The 16,809-nt window shown below is 65.0% G+C and carries 13 protein-coding genes; 1 reads left to right on the plus strand and 12 read right to left on the minus strand.

Annotated features, from left to right (window positions below):
* Positions 1–12 precede the first annotated feature (12 nt).
* Positions 13–870 (minus strand): ChbG/HpnK family deacetylase, encoded by an 858-nt coding sequence (locus ABFD92_06590; protein MEN6504187.1) that lies wholly within the window; start codon positions 868–870, stop codon positions 13–15.
* 314 nt (positions 871–1,184) lie between these two features.
* On the opposite strand from ABFD92_06590, the gene ABFD92_06595 reads away from it, so the two are divergent.
* Positions 1,185–1,658: a hypothetical protein gene (locus ABFD92_06595; GenBank protein MEN6504188.1), complete on the plus strand. Its 474-nt coding sequence runs from the start codon at positions 1,185–1,187 to the stop codon at positions 1,656–1,658.
* A gap of 184 nt (positions 1,659–1,842) precedes the next feature.
* Here the strand turns inward: ABFD92_06595 and ABFD92_06600 are convergent, their stop codons facing one another.
* The 11 genes from ABFD92_06600 to ABFD92_06650 all read right to left on the minus strand — a co-directional run bounded on the left by ABFD92_06600 (position 1,843) and on the right by ABFD92_06650 (position 16,798).
* A complete protein-coding gene (locus ABFD92_06600) occupies positions 1,843–3,837 on the minus strand; it encodes a glycosyltransferase family 39 protein (protein ID MEN6504189.1) in 1,995 nt (664 codons plus the stop codon).
* 19 nt (positions 3,838–3,856) lie between these two features.
* Positions 3,857–4,894 (minus strand): FHA domain-containing protein, encoded by a 1,038-nt coding sequence (locus ABFD92_06605; protein MEN6504190.1) that lies wholly within the window; start codon positions 4,892–4,894, stop codon positions 3,857–3,859.
* Positions 4,894–5,823, minus strand: coding sequence for a type II secretion system F family protein (locus ABFD92_06610; GenBank protein ID MEN6504191.1), 930 nt, complete (start codon positions 5,821–5,823; stop codon positions 4,894–4,896). Before ABFD92_06610 ends, ABFD92_06605 begins: the two co-directional genes overlap by 1 nt.
* Positions 5,824–6,015: 192 nt before the next feature.
* Complete coding sequence (locus ABFD92_06615; protein MEN6504192.1) at positions 6,016–6,288, minus strand: four helix bundle protein; 273 nt, start codon at positions 6,286–6,288, stop codon at positions 6,016–6,018.
* 51 nt (positions 6,289–6,339) lie between these two features.
* Positions 6,340–7,218 carry a type II secretion system F family protein gene (locus ABFD92_06620; protein ID MEN6504193.1) on the minus strand — a complete coding sequence of 293 codons (879 nt, stop codon included), beginning with the start codon at positions 7,216–7,218 and terminating at the stop codon, positions 6,340–6,342.
* Positions 7,218–9,089 carry an ATPase, T2SS/T4P/T4SS family gene (locus ABFD92_06625; protein MEN6504194.1) on the minus strand — a complete coding sequence of 624 codons (1,872 nt, stop codon included), beginning with the start codon at positions 9,087–9,089 and terminating at the stop codon, positions 7,218–7,220. The genes ABFD92_06620 and ABFD92_06625 overlap by 1 nt, the downstream gene beginning before the upstream one ends.
* 207 nt (positions 9,090–9,296) lie before the next feature.
* The gene (locus ABFD92_06630; GenBank protein MEN6504195.1) at positions 9,297–10,112 is read right to left on the minus strand and encodes an RcpC/CpaB family pilus assembly protein; all 816 of its coding nucleotides are present in this window, start codon (positions 10,110–10,112) and stop codon (positions 9,297–9,299) included.
* Positions 10,113–10,379: 267 nt separating this feature from the next.
* Positions 10,380–10,979 (minus strand): hypothetical protein, encoded by a 600-nt coding sequence (locus ABFD92_06635; GenBank protein ID MEN6504196.1) that lies wholly within the window; start codon positions 10,977–10,979, stop codon positions 10,380–10,382.
* 7 nt (positions 10,980–10,986) lie between these two features.
* Positions 10,987–11,616 carry a TadE/TadG family type IV pilus assembly protein gene (locus ABFD92_06640; GenBank protein ID MEN6504197.1) on the minus strand — a complete coding sequence of 210 codons (630 nt, stop codon included), beginning with the start codon at positions 11,614–11,616 and terminating at the stop codon, positions 10,987–10,989.
* Positions 11,617–11,700: 84 nt separating this feature from the next.
* On the minus strand, positions 11,701–13,785 hold the full coding sequence (locus ABFD92_06645) for a Tad domain-containing protein (protein MEN6504198.1): 2,085 nt from the start codon (positions 13,783–13,785) through the stop codon (positions 11,701–11,703).
* Between the two features lie 301 nt (positions 13,786–14,086).
* Positions 14,087–16,798 (minus strand): protein kinase, encoded by a 2,712-nt coding sequence (locus tag ABFD92_06650; protein MEN6504199.1) that lies wholly within the window; start codon positions 16,796–16,798, stop codon positions 14,087–14,089.
* Positions 16,799–16,809: the final 11 nt, after the last annotated feature.

Raw genomic sequence — 16,809 nt, forward strand, 5'->3', positions numbered from 1 at the left:
ACGCTGTCCTGACTATAGACATCCATAGTGCGTCAATTCCACCTGGTGGTGCTCGAAGGCTTCCCGCACGCGCGGATCGCACAGGGCGGCCAGTTCCGCCTCGCGGCAGGACCGCAGGCGGGTCTGTCCCAGATCCGCCTCGTCGATCAGTCCGGGATGCACCATGATCTCGACGGCACCGGGGCGGACTTCGGCGGCCGCCCGGACCAGCCAGTCGGCCTGGATAAACCCGGTATGGGCGATACCCAGCATGGCGGTAGTCGCCCGCAGGTCTTCATGCCCGCGCCAGGATCGCTTCTGCCAGTGTGCCAACAGCCGGCCGACCAGTCGCTGCTTGAGCGGCGGCGTCGGCCACGATGCCCATCCCCCGGCGGGCTGTTCGTCCACCGCGCGTATAAACCGCACATTATACCGCCGCGCCAACTCGACCACACGCCTGAAAACCGCCGGAAAGGCATGGATATGCCGATGGCTGTCCAGGTGCGTCGGTTGCACGCCGCGGTCGATCGCCCAGCGGATCTGGGCCTCATACTCGGCGGCCACCGCTTCGACGAGGCGCGGCTGAATGATCAACCGCCGCAGCATCGCGGCGGCGGACCAGGCCATCTGCCCGTCGCCGTTGGCCAGGCGCCGCCCCGGTTCGCTCAGCGGCGGGCCCTGGCAGGAATTCAGATGCACGCCCACGCCCAGCCCCGGCGCCGAGGCCAGCAGCGCCACCGCTCCTTCGGCGGCGGGCATGTTAGTCATCAGCGTGGTGCTGGTGACAATGCCGTCCACGTGCGCGCGAATGATGCCCGCCGAAATGCCCGGCGAAAAACCAAAGTCGTCGGCGTTGACGATGGCGCGCTTCAATTGACGCGGCGAATGCATGAGGTAAGCATTATAATCGGTCCGGAGACCCCGCGATGCAAGAGCGGCAGGAAAGATGTAACGCCTCAGTTGCAGGGAAAAGTCGCGGCGGAGGCACTAAATGAAAAAGTAATTCGTTTCATTGAATTACTTTTTCATTTCAGACGATCAGCGAGGCCCGCGCCAAGTATTCATCAACGCCGGCAAAACGGCATTGATGAATACTTGGTGCCTCCGCCGCGACTTTTCCCTGGCCGCTCAATCGCCTATTGCACAAAGTGCTAAGGCCCCCGCACCGCCGGACCGATAGCGTGTATAGCCCCAAAGGCCCGATCATGACCGAACACAAGAAACACAGCGGCCCCTCCAAACGCGGCAAGTGGATCTTCGCCCTGGCGGCGATAGCCATTGCTGTTTTCATTGTCCTGCACCAGCGTCGCAGCCCGCCCATGCCCCCGGGCGACTGGATCGTCGAGACGAACCCCGCGGCCGTCCTTCCCAAGGCGAAAGAGCAGAACCGCAAGGTGCTGATGTTCTTCGCCTCCAAGCCATGGCTCCAGGGCAGCAACGAAGAGTTCATGATCAACGTCACGCTGACCAAGAACCGCCAGAACATCGCGAAAGCCAATGTGATCTGCGTGTACGTGCCTGTCGGGAATCTCCAGGACTCGCCCGTGGCCAAAGAGTTCAGGATCACGCAACTGCCCACATCGCTGCTGCTGAGCCCCAATGGGATCGAGATCCGCCGCGGCGAGGGCAGGATCGGCCAGAGCGACTTCAACAAGATCGTGCTCGACGGCCAAAAGTGAAGCAGCAACATTGAATGTTCTTGTTTTAAGCCATCTGCTTCTCTGCGTGCTTTGCGATCTCTGCGGTTCATGTAGTTTACGGCCTAAATCGGAATAAACCAAGTTTGGGTGCTTTAGAGGTGCTTTTTGGGTGTGGTTTTGAGGGGTTGCGGAGAACTTGGTAAAACTCGTGCGACTTATCCGGCTAGTCATCCTCTACCGCTTCCAGGTCGGCTTTCCGGACCTGTCCGCTGTTGAAGGGCTTGGCGTGGATCTGCGCGCCGTCTTTGAGTCGGATGAGGTAGAACCGTCCGAACCCGTCGGCATGCACGGGCCTGGACTCCAACACGATCTGCTCGGCCAGCAGGTCCGGAAGGACTGTGGCGGCATACTTGCCCGCGTCGGTCTTGTAGCGGTAGTATCGCTTCCCGGTGTCCGGGTTGGCGTCGGGGCCGACGGGTTCATATTGGCCCATCTCGACCAGTCCGCGATCGCACGTCACCAGCCAGCGAATGCCTTCCTTCTGCATCTGGTTCCAGCTCATCCCCAGGACGGCTTCTTTGGCCGGCGGGTCCGACAGCGACAGGATCGGGCAGAACCGCCCGTGGTAGAGGGCAAAGCCCGCTTTCTCGGCGCAGGAAGTCATCACCCGGTCGCCGCCGATGATCGCCGACGAGCGGCGGCTGAACTGACGCATCGCCTCGCCGTCGCCGTAGCGCGCCGCCTCGCTGAGAAAATGCTGGTACAGGAACATGACGCCAAGCATGCCCACGCACGCAGCCGCAGCCACCTGCCTCACGCGCCACCGCAGGCTGGCGGCGATCGCCCATGCCGCCGCCGCCAGGCCAATCGCTGCCGCCACCCACAGCAGCACATGGGCTGCCGGCGGCACGACGGCCGGCCATGGAAGCAGCGTCGCCAGTCGGCTGCCCAGGTGACCGTGCAGGCCCAGCAGCAATCCCAGCACCAGACCCGTCGCGCCGATGAGCACTGCCGCAAAGGCATAGACGTGTCGCAGGAATCGCGGCGTGCGACCGCACCGGCCGGCCAATCGCGCCAACTCGTCGATCGACCAGGCGCCCATGATCGCCAGCCCGCCGTAGCAGGGCAGCAGGTAGTCCGGTCGGAAGCCATGGGGCAGCGTGAACAGCACCACCGTCACGATGACCCAGATCAGCGGCACGTAAATGCCGCCCTCGCGCGTCAGCCACTGCCGCGCCGGCACCATCGCCAGAGCGCCCAGCGCGAAGACCGACGCCGGCAGGGCGTAATAGATCAGGCTCAAGACCACCGGCAAGGACGCCGCCGCCGGGGCGTGCTCCCCCTGCCCGGTGATGCGCTGGATAATCTCAAAATCCAGCACGCCCTTGAACTCGTCGCCCGCGCGGGCGCCCATCGCATACAGAACGGCATACACTGCGGCTGCCAGCAGTGGCAAGCCCCACCACAGGCGCAGGGTCTTGGCCGCCTGCCACCACCGCTGCCCCACCAGGCGACAGACGACGGCGAATGATTGTTTGAGCCCCACGCCATGCCCGACGTCGCCGAAACCCGGACCCAGCGCCGCGCCCAAGGCCGCCACGCCGGCAACCAGCGGCACGTTGACGATGCCCCATCCCTTGGTCAGCGCCGCCAGGATCATCGCCGTCCACAGCCCTGCCGCCCAGGCCAGCGCCCGCGGGCGCGGCGACGGGTGAAACAGCAGGCGGTCCAGGCACAGCACCGCCAGCGTGATCCACAGCGTCAGCATCATGTCGGTCGTGGCCACAAAGGCAAGCTTGCGCGCGTGCAGGGTGGTCAGCCACAGGCACGCCGCCAGCAGTCCCACGCGGCGGTTGAACCAGCGGCGCCCCAGAACATACACCAGCAGAGCGGTCACAATCGTGGCCAGACCGGTCGGCAGGCAGAACACCCAATCGTCGTGCTGACCGGTGGCCAGCACCGCCGCGGCAGCGAGGATGTTGAACACCTGCCCCTTGCGCATGAGCCCGCCGGCATGGGTGCGGGGCATGAGCACGTCGCCGGACTCGATCATGCCCATCGCCGCGCCGGCCTGCCAGAGCTGGGCATAGCGGTAGAAATTGCTGGGCGCGGCGGCGCTGTTGAGTATCACCACCAGCGCCAGCGCCGCGATGATGGCGGCGTCGAGCCCGGTTCGGGCGGGGCGGGAGGGGTTGAGACTGGCATCGCTGGCGGGCATGAGGATCTTTCTGCAGGCGCTATGGATTCTTTTTGCGGGCCTGTTCGCGAACATACTTCAACTGCTGGGCCACGCTGTCCCAGATGGGGCTTTGGCGATCGGGCACGATCCGCCAGAGCTGCTCGAACCCGCTCTGCGACTCGCGCCACTGCCTCTGGCGGGCCATCAGGCAAGCGTCGCTGTACTTCTTTCTGACCGTGGCGGTCAGTTCGTTCAGGGCCTCGCGGTAAAGCCGCTCGTCTTCGACCGTCTCGAACGTGCCCGTGGGCCTGCACGCCAGATACATCTGGAAGCTTGTCACGCAGGCATAGAGTTCGCCGTCACGGCTGGTGCGATCGTACCAGGCGCTGCGCGCCTTGTCCAGATACCCGCTGATGGTCACGGCGCTGGCGCTGCTGCGGGGCAGCTTGCGATCGAGGGCCACGCGGATCTGCTCGTCGGTCATGGGCCGCGGCGGCCCGTCGGCATTGGTGTCGCCCGGGCCGTCCGAATTCTTCTTCAGCAACCCGGCGATCATGATCAGCAGAAACAGCCCCAGGCTGATGCCCATGAAGATGGCGTACTTGCGGATCTTGCTGGTGCTCTTGGCCTCGACGGCGTCGTGTACCGCCGCGGCGCCCTGTGGCTCCAGGTCGTCGGTGACGTCGGCCTCCTCTTCCGCCACCGGCGCCGGGGGCGGGGGCGGTTCGGCGGCCGCCGGGGCGGGATGCGCCGCCTGCCAGGCGCGCACCGCGGCGATGACGTCGTCGCCCTTCTGGACGAACAGCAGGCGCGTTTCGGCGCCGAGCCCGATGGCGTCGCCGGTGTCAAGGATGACGCGCAGGCCCTTCTTGTACCGCTTGTCGTTGACGAACGTCGGCTGATCGGACGTGCCCTCGACGACCCAGCCCTCGGTGGTGAAGACGAACTGGGCGTGCTGCCGCGAGGCGTACTGCTCGTCGACGCGGATGGCGCAGTCGGGCGCGCGGCCGGCGGGCATGACGCTGTGGCGCAGCAGCAGGCGTCGCCCGCTTTGCGGTCCGGCCACGTATACGATTTCGGCGTACTTTTCGCTCATTACATGAATCCGTTCCTGACGATGCGGATGATCGCCGGGGCGAAGATGGCCAGCACCACGCTGATGAGGATCAAGAGGCTGGGCAGCAGGATTCGCACCGAGGCGACGGCGGCGGCGTTTTCCGCCCGGACCGACCGCTGCATGCGCAGCAGCGTCGCCTGCGAGTGCAGCACGGTCGACAGCGGCGTGCCGAGGTCTTCGGCCTGGATGACGCTGGCGACGATGGTCTGGAGCATTTCCAGCGGAACGCGGTCGGAGAGGTTCTTCAGCGCCACGCGGCGCGTGGTGCCCAGTTCGATCTCGGCCAGCATTGCCCGCAGCTCGACGTTAAAGGGCTCTTCCTCGTCGGCGCCGCCGCGGCGGACGACGGTGGAGACCGCCTCGGTGAAGGTCGCCCCGGCGCCCATCGCCAGGGCGATCAGGTCCAGCGAGTACGGCACGCGCTTGGCGATCAACCGGATTCGCTTGCTGGCGCGGTTGGCCAGGGCGATGATCGACGCGCCGAAGCCCACCACGCCGGCCATCAGCGGCAGCGTCAGGCTGACCCCGCCCTGGGCGACCAGGAACAGCAGCCCCGAGGCCGTCGCCAGCACCAGTCCGACCAGCATCGAGTACGCCAGGTATTCCTCGGGGGTGTAAAGCTCGGGATTTCCGCTGGCGACAAGCTTGGCCCGCAGCCATTCCTTCGCGCGGGGCATCGCCAGGCGATGGGCGATCACCAGCAGCAGCCACATGATCGGGCTCAGCGCCGCGTTTTCAAACACCGTGCGCCGGTCGGTATGCCCCGTCGCCAGCGCTGCCTGACGCTGGGGCGATATCTCGATGCGACCGCTCTGGCTGAAAATCGCCACGATCAACATCGCCGCCGAGACCAGAAAGCCCAGCCCCAGGCCCGCGGTCCAGATCAGTTGCAACGTACTTTCATTCATAGAAACAAATCCGAAATACGAATCTCGAAACGAAAACACAAACAACAAAACAACACAGCGACACTAAACCGTCACAAAGCCGGTACCGGGCTCCTGCCAGCGGTCTTTTGAAGGATTGCTCCAAAGATATTCATCAGTTCCGTCGCTTCCCCGACCAGAGCTCGCCGCTGCGTCTCCAGGGCGGCAGCCGGTTCAATATCCAAAAGCCCGCAGCCAATACCGTGACTCCTTGGCTTCTTTGCGGCTGATCTTCACGTGCATTTGAAAGTCCTTCTTGCCAAGAGACTCATTGGCCTCAATGTAATTGGCTCCCACCGATCCAGAAGAGCGGATCAACTGCTTGCAGTCTTCGATATTGGCAATGGTCAAAGTTATTCGCTTCACCAAGAGTCGAACGTCTCTCGCAAATTCAAACGTTCTTTCTTCAAGATCATACGGTTTGGACTTCTTTGCGCCAGCAGTCATCGATTTCTCGCTTCTTCCTATTTGTTTTCTTGTTGTTTTCGAATTTTCTTCTCAAATGTCGATGTCCATGATCTTGCGGATCAGCAGGAAACCCGCGACGTTGAGCACGATCATGATCAGCAGCAGCAGGTTGCCCAGCGGCGTCGTGAAAAGCTGCATCACGTACTCCGGGCTGATCCGCAGGAAGTAGATGATCGCCAGCACCACCATCGGCATGGCGCCCATGGCCCGGGCGGTGGCGCGGCCTTGGGCGGTCAGCGTCTTGACGCGGTTCTCCAGGCGCTGAATCTCGCGGATGCTCTCAGCGATGCGGTCGAGCGTTTCACCCAGGTCGCCGCCCCGCTGGCGGTGCGTCTGCAAGGCCGAAAACAGCAGGCGGAAGTCGCCCGAGCCGATCCGCTCGGCGGCGTTCTCCATCGCCTCCTCCAGCGGAACGCCGAACTCATACTCGCGCAGCAGGTGGGCAAACTCCTGCCGCAGCGGAACGGGACCTTCGCGGGCAACCAGCTCCATCGACTGCACCAGGTTCAGCCCCGCACGAACGCCTGACGTGATCGACTGGATACCGCCGACCAACTGCAGCTCGAGCTTGTCCAGGCGCCGACGGGCGAGGATCTTGATCATCGCCCACGGACCCAGCAGCCCCACGGCCCCCAGCACAATCGCCCCGAGAATACTCTCGGTGATCACCAGGCCCAGCAGCGCCAGCAGCAGCACCGCCCCCACGGACATCCAAGTGGCCGTTCGCGGCTCGACGTCGATCATCAACCGCCCCCGCAGCACCCGGTCATACTGATCTTCCCGGCGCATCGCCATGGTCCGCAGCGGCGCCCAGCCGTACCAGACGGCTGCGCCGGTGCCCACCAGGATCAGCAAGCCCGTGGCGGTCACCCAGACCCAGTTGATGTCTGCCTGCGCCAGGACGTCCATCACGTGAATACCTCGATGCCGAGAATGCCCTTGGCGAGCAATTCTTCGGCAAAGGCTGGAATATACCCGGTATGCCGCAGGCGCGAGGGTTCGCCGGCAAGTCCGTCGCGCATCACGAAAATGTCCTCGACGATGATCTGCCCGCTGTCGGGGTCGATGCCCGTGATCTCGCTGACGTGCGTGATGCAGCGCCGCCCGTCCTGCAGACGCTGGATCTGCACCACGATGTCCAGCGCCGCGGCGATCTGCTCGCGGATCGCCCGGATGGGCATCTCGACGGCCATCAGCACCATCGTCTCGACGCGCATCATCGTGTCGACGGGGCTGTTGGCATGCACGGTCGTCAGCGAACCGTCGTGGCCGGTGTTCATCGCCTGGAGCATGTCCAGCGCCTCGGGCCCGCGGCATTCGCCGACGATCAGGCGATCCGGCCGCATGCGCAGCGCGTTCTTCACCAGGTCGCGGATCAGGTAGGCGCCCTTGCCCTCGATGTTGGCCGGACGCGTCTCCAGGCTGACCAGGTGGTCCTGGGGCAGTTGCAGCTCGGCGGAGTCTTCGATAGTGACGATGCGCTCCTCGGTCGGGATGAAATGCCCCAGCACGTTGAGCGTGGTGGTTTTGCCGCTGCCGGTTCCGCCGGCGATGATCAGGTTCTTGCGCCCCTGCACGCAGGCCCGCAGGAAGGCGGCCACCGGTTCGGTCACCGTTCCGCGCTCGATGAGGTCGTCGACGGTGAAGGGGATGCGGGCGAACTTGCGGATCGTCAGCACCGGACCGGACAGGCTCAGCGGGTTGATAATGGCATTGACGCGCGAGCCGTCGGGCAGGCGGGCGTCGACCAGCGGCGTCGAGCGGTCGATGCGCCGACCGATGGGCGTGATGATGCGCTCGATGATGCTCTGGACGATCTCGTCGGAAAAGAAGCTGCGCCCGGTGTTCTGGAGCGAGCCGTCCTTCTCGATGTAAATCTTGTCGCGCCCCACCACCATGATTTCGTTGACGTTGGGCATCTCGAGCAGGTCCTGCAGCGGGCCGTAGCCCAGCACGACGTCCTCGATGTCCTTGGAGATCATCCGCTGCACGAGGTAGTCGCGCAGCTCCGGGGTGACGCGCTTGCCCAGGCGCGAGACCTGCTCCTTCCACCCCGCCTCGACCAGGGCGACGTCTTCCTTGATCGTCGTGGGGCGCAGGCGCAGCGGAAACGCGCTGAGCACGTCGCCGATCATCCGGTTCATCGCCTCTTCATGAGAGGTCTGCAGCACGTCGGAGTCTTCAAACCCGTAGCTGTAGAGCAGCTTGCCCGTGGCGCGGCGGGCCAGTTCCGTCACCGCCGACCGCCACAGATACTCCTGCACCAGGTGCGAGACCATCTCCTCGTCGAGCTGCGGGCGATACGCCACGATGATGTCCGCCAGGTGGCGCTTGATCAGGGCCACGTGCTGCTGGTCGGCCGAGACGGCCACGCCCGTGACGCGCAGGTTCAGGCGGTCGAGCAGTTCGGCGTGCATTTTCTGTTCGAGCTCGACGACGCGGCGGCGGGGCGTGACGACGCGCTGTCCGGCCTTGATGCGCTTGATGGAGGGCTCCATCATGTACAGGCTGAACTCGCCGATGCGGATTTCGTCGCCATAGTCGATGCGGCGTTTCTGCCCGCGCTCGATGGACTTGTTGGCCACCACCGTCTCGTTGAGCCCCAGCGACTCGATGAAGTAGCTGCCGTTCTCGAAGACGATGCGGCAGTGGCGTCGCGAGACGAACTGGCTGTGCAGGGTGACGTCGTTGGCCGCGTCGCGCCCGATCGAGATCGAGGCGCCGTCGACCTTGACGACCTCCCGCTGGTCGGTGAACTGGTTGGCGACCCAGACTTCCATAGTTTTTAGCCCAAAAACTTCATGAACCGCAGAGACCGCAGAGTACGCAGAGAAGCAAGTAGCTCAAAACAAGACCATCTAACGCCGCGGTCGACGTTAATCCGAAAAACAGGCTTTCCAGGCGTTCCACTTCCGTAATTCTCTGTAAGTCTCTTCATTCAAAAATACCTCTGCGGTCTCTGCGATCCCCGCGGTGAAATATCCGGGTTAGCCCCCTATCGACCGATACTCGGCGTTGCCGGCCAGTTTCATCAGTTGGGGGTTGATCGAAGCGTCGTCCTGCGCCTTGGGGGCGTCGGCGTAGGGCATGGCCAGGCGGACGCTGCCGATAATGTGCGTCATCAGGTTGACCAGTTCGGGCAGTTCCTTGGCGGGCACCTCGATGGTGATAGTGCGGTAGCTCGAGGCGACCTGTCCGACGCGCTCGGTGCCGCTGCGCAGCTCGCGCACCTGCTCGCCCTTGCCGCCGACGGCGATGACCCGCACGCCGCCTTTGAACACCTGGTACGTCCGGGCGCGCCGGTCCTCGCCCATGATCACGGCCATCACCAGCACCCGGTCATACACCCGCAGCACGTCGCCGGGAACGAATCGCGGGTCCACCTCCAGCGGAAACGCCACCATGCCCTCGGAAAGCTTCGTGGCGGGGCGGTCCTTCGCCGAGGCGTTGAAGTGGCGATACTGCACGTACTGCTTCTGCTTGATCTCTTCGGCGGCGGGTTGCCCGGAGAACTGGGGGAAGTCTCTGGCCAACACCAGATCGCCCATGCGCCCAATCTGCGAGCGCTCCACCTGCACGCGCTCGACGTCGCTTTCGCTGATGGTGGCGCCGGCCTTGATGTCGTGCGTGAACACCAGCAGCTCGACTTTGCCCTGCTGGTTTTCCTCGCGAATGTGGGAGATCTGCGCCAGGTACAGGATCACCACCGCCACGCCCAGCCCGCCGGCTACCAGCAACAGCCGCGTGTTTCGGATCCCCGAAGGCGCATCGGCCTTCGCCGTCGTCGTGCGTTCATTGACCATGGGCTCGCTACCTCAATGGGTTGGGCCGGCGAAACCAGCCCTGTCGGCGTCTATTCTCGTGTTCCGCAGCACGTTTGGCAAGGAGAGTCTCAGCAGCATGGGCGATCCTTCGGCAGGCTCAGGATGCCACGCCCATGCCACACCACGAGGGTGCCACGCACAACTCCGTTGTGCGTGTCCCTGACCGCAGCCTACCGGAAGCATGGGCGAGACGCCCATGCCACACAGCAAGAGCATGGGCGAGACGCCCATGCCACACGGCAAGCATCAAGGCCGCGAGGGCGGGGGCGGCAGTTGTGTCGCCGCCACCGTTACGCTGACCCCGCGCGAGGGGGCCGGCGCGATCAGCACCACCACCCGCCACCCGCTGCGCGTCAGCGACAGCGTGCGCTGCGAAGGCCCATCGCGATCGCCCGCCACGCTGAACCCGGCCTTGGCGCCGACGGTTTTGTAGTGCTCCGCCACGGCCGCGGCGTCGGCTGACGCAACGCGATAGCGGGCGAACTCCTCGACGTACGCCCCGACGCGCCGCTGCCAGGCGCCGCCGAGGGTCGCGCCGGCCATGGGCGCCAGGCCTGCCGGCGGACCGGTCAGCGGGACCAGACCGGCCGCCGACTCCGGGCGGCGCGCCAGTTCGACCGGGTCGCCCGCGCCGTCGGCCGGAGCGGTAGAAGGCATCTGGGCGTTCATCCACCGTGCGAGTTTGTCTGCCGCCGGCCCCTCGGGACGCTGAAAGAAGAATCGGTGCATCTGCCAGGCCAGCAAAATGCCAGCCACCAGCAGCAGCACGTACAAGGTGGCGCGCAGGCGGGGGCTCTTGCCGGCGGCCGGGGCGTGGGCGGATTTGGGGGGCGGCGAGTCGCTCATGGGCGCCTCACCATCGCATCAAATAGAGTCGGCGAAAGGCCGTTCCGACCGTGTCGCCGGGAGCGGGGATGCTGCTGAGGGCCTGGTCCAAAGACGGGTAAAACGTGTTGCTGACAAAACTGCTGGAGCCTTCCTCGAAGTACATCTGCCCGCGCCGCCACTCGAGCCCCTCTCGAATGTGCGACCACGAGATGTCGCCGTTCATGCTCGCCCAGAGCCCCACGCTGGTGGGGAACACCGTCGAGACATTGGCATAGTGGCTCTGCGGGCACTGCAGCACGTAGACGTCGCGCGCGAGCACGGCGGCCTCGGGGCCCACCGCGGTGATCTCGGTCGCCAGACGGTTCACCACGTCGCCCGTCCCGGCGGGATACTCCACCGTGACCGTCGAGGCCTGGCCGCTCAGCGAGACCGTGTTGATCTGCCCGCCCGTAGGCCAGTCGTTGGCCAGCACGCCGTGCCAGGCCGCAAACCGGTCCGCCACGATCGTCTGCTGCTGGTTCTTCATCGCCCAACCGAAGAAGAACGTCAGCACCAGCACCGTCGCCAGCAGCGGCACGACCAAAACAAACTCGAGCATCGCCTGGCCCGATCGCCGCCGGCGCTCACACTTGGTTGTCCAGGCTCTGCTGCTCATAATGCACCGTTCTCGCTGAAGCAATTTCGGCGTCGCGCCGGGGCAATTAATCCGCAATCCGCAATCCCAAATCCGCAATCGTTTCTAATGGCTTCCGTACGTATCGGGCGCGCTGCCCAGGGCCCGGAAGTATTTTACCATGCTGCCCAACTGCTCGGGGGTGACCAGGTTCTGCGGGTCGCCATTCAGCGAGGCTTCGTCGAGGCGGCTGAGCCAGTCCAAGTCGTCGCTGCGCTGCGACCAGCCCGACAGCGCCGCCAGGCGCACCCGCCAGTCCTGCGTCCACAAATCGAAGCTGCTGTTGTTGAAAACCTTCGCCTGCGCGGCCGTCAGCGTGCCGCCCAGGGGGTTGGGGTTCTGGAACTGCCCGCTCCAGATGCGCGTGTCGTTGCCCCACTGCGCCACGCCCAGAAACTGGAAGTATCGCCGGCGGTACGCGCCTTCGCTGTCGGAGGCCTCGGGCGGGTCGGCGGGCACGTAGTCGCCGTCGGAGCGGTCCAGCAGCATCGGGGCCGGCAGGGAATCGAAGGCGTCCCAGTTGCACGGGTCGGAGATCTCGATGTCGCCGCCGACGTCAATGCCGCCGAAGATGTACCACTGCACCACGTACACGTCCTGGTACGTCAACGGGCTGTTGGGGTCCGCCGGGTTTTCGCGCACCGGACGAATCCCGATCCCGGTGTCGTAGGTCGTCTGGTAGGTCCAGGTGTCTTTCCAGATGTGGTCGCAGATCTTCGGGGCCGTCCACTGCTCGGGGTCTACCCAACCGCCCGAGCGGATCGAGATGGGGTACTCGCCGTTGGTGCGGAAGGTGCCCGGCGTCATCCAGGCCGGGTCGTTGGGCGCTTTGGAGCTGACGACCTCGACCTTATAGAACAACGTCTGGCTGATGCGAACGTCCTGGCGGGCGGCTAGCGCGCGGCACTGCGCGTAGTCGACGATCCACTGGGGATAGTGGATCGTGCGAAGCTGCTTGGTCGCCGGGTCGCTGAACATGTACGTGAGCTTCTGACGGGCGATCGTGCTGTGATAGGCGGAAAAATAGCTGTCGGGCACCTGCCCGGCGTGCAACTGCTGATGCCCGCCCTCGTCGTAGGAATAGCTGTCGTTGGCCCAGTTGCCCACGTGACGCATCGCCCAGTTGTACGGGCCATACGCCATGTACCCGATCAGGATGCTCCTGCCGCCCACCGTGTGCCCGCCGCTGCCGCCGCTGCGCTGAATGACCGACGAGCCGACCGAGCGCCCGCCGGGATTGATGCTCCCGCTGCCCGAGCGAACCGAGGGCCCCGGCGTACCGGGCACAAACGTGCCCCCCTCGTGGCGGTACTGCGGGTCGCGCCATTTGTAAAGCCGCGCCCACGGACCCATGCGGTACTGGCTGGCGTCGGTCGAGCAGTCCGGGATCGCCCCGCCGTTGCCCCCGGTGGGCGAGTACACCACGCTCTGATTCACCACGCCGGTTCGCCCTTCCATCACCGGGCGGAACGATGCCAACGTGCCCCGCACCGCCGGAAGGCGCGGCGCCACGGGCACCAGGGTGGAAACGTCGGCCTTGTTAGCCTTGCCGTACTCGACCGCGTTGGCCTGCGCCAGCGCCCCGGCCGAGGCGACGGTCGCCTGCGACATCTCGTCCAGCACGACGCTCGAACGCCAGAACCCCCCGTGAGGCAACGCGCCGGGCGTTCCGCGGATCGACCAGGTGGTCGCCGTGGCCATGTCGAATCCGCTGTTGTTCAGCGCGACGTCGGCGGCGCGCAGAATGTCCCGCTGGCGGATCATCCGGTTGTCGAGCGACTGGAGCCCCTGCGTGAGATACTGTCCACCCTGGGGCTCGTTGATGCCCCGCGCCAGTTGCCCCGCCAGGGACTGCTCCCACATGTCGATCTCGTCGGCCGACATCTTCGCCGCCAGCGGCAGGGCGTCCATCACCGGAACCATGGCGATGACCCGCGTCTGCTCGCAGTTGTTCATCGCCACGCAGTTCATGCTCCGCGCCATCCACCCCGCCCCGCTGACGGCCACGGCGTCGGCAGTGTTCTGAAGCGCCAGCCGCCGGTTGACCTGGTCGGCGACGTTGAAGACATAAAACACCAGCGCCGCCAGCAGCGTCATCGCCACCAGCGTCGCGACGAGGATCTGACCACCTTGTTTAGGGCGTGGTTTCAAAGCGGATTCTCACCTACAAAGTCTAACGCCGCCGGAAGGCGGAAATTCCAAAACACGCTTAAAAGATCAAATTGGCCGGGTGGCATGGCGACACGCGTTGTTCAGCGGGTCGCCATTGCGGTGCGCTGAGCATCATGGCGACCCACAACAAACAGAACCGTGTGTCGCCATGCCACCCCTCGCCAAAAACCTACCACGGAGACGCAGAGGGCTCTGAGGAGCGAACAAAGCCGGGAACAGTTTGTTTTAGCCTCAGTGGCCTCTGTGCCTCTGTGGTATTCCTTCTGTTTAGTGCTTGTGATCAAGGCGCCGGCTGTGGTTCCGACGCTTCCACCATCGCCTGGGCGTGGGCGATTTTTTCCTTCACGTCGGGCGTGTCCATCACGTTCCTGGCCAGCTTGTAGTTGGCCAGGGCGGCTTTGAAGTCTCGCTTGTTCATCGCCTCTTCGCCCATGGCCATGAAACGGTCGTACTTGGTCTTGAGGATCTGCTTGTTGACCTCGGCGCTGTTCTTGAGACGCTTGGCACGGTCGTAGGCCTCCAGCGCCCGGTTCCAGTCCTGGGCCGCCAGCGCCACCTCACCCTCGCGCATGGCGGCGCGGTAGTCCAGTTCGCGGCGCATGGCCTTCTGTCGCGTCTCGATGATCGTGTCGCGGTCGGACTTGATGGTCTTGGCCTTGTTGTAGGCCTCGATGGCCTGCTCGAGCTGGTCGGCCTTTTCCATCGCCTCGGCCTGGGCGTACTGGATGTTGAATCGGCAATCGGTGATGCGCGAGGTCAGGTACGGATCGCGCTGGAGGGTGAGGGCTTCCTTGTACTTGTCCATGGCTGCGGACCAGTCGCGCTTGTCGAACAGCACGTCGGCCTCGCGGCGGGCGGTCTTGAACTGGCGGTTCTTGACCCAGAGTTTCAGCAGGGCCGCCGCGTCGGGGTGCTCGGGGTACTTGGCCACCAGGTCCTGCAGTTGCTTGATGGCCTGATCGTGTTTGCCGTCGGCGTCGCTCTTCTTGGCTCGTTCGTAATCGAACGAGGCCTCCAGCACGCGAATACGCTGGACGTCGGCGGCGTCGTTGGTCAGGGCCACCGCCTGGCGAAGGAACTGGATCTCGCCGACGGGGTCGTTCTCTTTTCTGGCCTGGTCGATCTTGTCGCGCAGTTGAGCGATGTTGAGCGTGCTGGACAGGTCGGCGATCTTTTTTCGCAGGCTGTTGGCGGCCTCCTCACGCTCCGCCGCCGGCAGGACGTCCTGGGCGGTTTTGCCTTCGAGCATGGCCAGGGCCTGCTGATAGGCGTCCTTGGCCTTGTCCCACCCATCCTTGTCCGTCGCCCGCGAGGCGATCTCCTTGCCCTTGGCGATGGCCTCCTGATATTCCTGGCGGAACTTGCCCACGGCGATGGCCGCATAGTGCCGGCTGAACTCGTCCTGCAGGCGCGCGTTCTCGGCGATCACCCGCCGATCCTGCTCGCCCAGGGCGTCCATCTGCTGGCGGGCCTCGACGAACTTGCCTTCGTCCAGCAGGGCCTTGGATTTGGCCAGTTGCTGGTGAAAGCTCTTGGCCGCCAGTCGCAGGTTGTCCAGGTCGGTTGTCTCCGTGCGCCCGCGCGTCCAGGCCAGCAGGGCGTCGTCCTCTTTGCCCGGTCCGGCCTGGATCGTTTCCAGGAGCTTCTTGGCCGCGTTCTGCGAGGCGGCGGCGGCGTCAAAATCCAGCTTCTCGATCGCCAGGTAGCCGCTGCACATGTGGACGTAGTAGCCGGATTTGGCCGCCTCGGAGCGCTCGCCGAAGTCGCGCTGGACTTTCTGGAACGCCGGAAGCGCCTCGGCGTACTTGCGGTCGCCATAGAAGTCCGCCGCCACCTTGTACGCGGCTTTGGCCTTTTGCCCGCGATCGGAGTCTTTGTTCATGGTGACGATCGCCGTCATGATCGCCCCGATGACAACCATCCCGAATATCGCCCCGCCGACCATCAGCTTGGTCTTGAGCGGAAGGGGCTGGCGCGGCAGGGTCGCCGTCGCCGGACCGGCGGACGGTTCCGCCGCCGACGGGAGCGCAACCTCGACCGGCTCGGGCGATTCGGGCTCTTCGTCTTCATGCATGTCCGAGGCCACCGAGCCGACCGGCTCGACGCGCCCGCGGGTGGAGAACTTGCTCTTGATGGCGCGGCCGAGAACTTCCATCGACTCATACCGCCCGGCGGGGTCTTTGGCCATCATGCCCGCGACGATCTGCGCCAGCACCGGGGGCACGGCGGGGTTGACCTCGTTGAGCGGCGGGGCCGAGACGCCCGCGCTGCCGTGCCACTTCATCCATCGCAGGCTCTCGGCGTGTTTGTCGCGGACAACGTCGGCGAAGACCTCGTCGAACCGCCGCCGCCCGGCCAGCATCTCGTACGCCACGAAGCCCAGCGAATACATGTCGACGCGCTCGTCGTTGATGCCTCCGCCCAGCAGCTCCGGGGCCATGTATTTCGTCGTGCCCAGCAGCATCGAGGTGTTGCCGCTCTTGCGGGCGGCGACGCCGAAATCGGCCAGCTTCACCCGCAGCCCCTCGCCGATGAAGATGTTGGCCGGCTTGATGTCGCGGTGGATGATGCCCGCAGCATGGACCGTGTGCAGCGCCGCGGCCAGCCGCCAGATGATCTGCAGCGCCGCCTTGACGGGCAGGCCTTCGCCCTGCTCGGCGAGCACTTCCTCGAGCGTGCGCCCCGAGACGTACTCCATGACGATGAACAGCCCGCGCGGGTCCTCGATGAGTTCGTGAATGGTGACGATAGCCGGTTGTTCGGCGCCCAGGCGGGCGAGGGTTCGCGCCTCGTTGCGGAACCGCTCGAGGAAGGCGGGGTCTTCCGCCAGGTGGGAGGAGATCTGCTTGATCGCCACGTCGCGGTCCAGCAGCGGTTCGTGGGCTTTATAGAGGATGGCCTGGCCGCCGATGCGGATGCGGCTGACGATGGTGTACTTGCCGATCTGCGTTCCGGCGGGCAGGCCGACGCCCTCTTTGTTTTCCTGAACCATGATCGCGATTC

The sequence above is a fragment of the Planctomycetaceae bacterium genome, from assembly GCA_039680605.1.
In the GTDB taxonomy this organism is placed as follows: domain Bacteria; phylum Planctomycetota; class Phycisphaerae; order SM23-33; family SM23-33; genus JAJFUU01.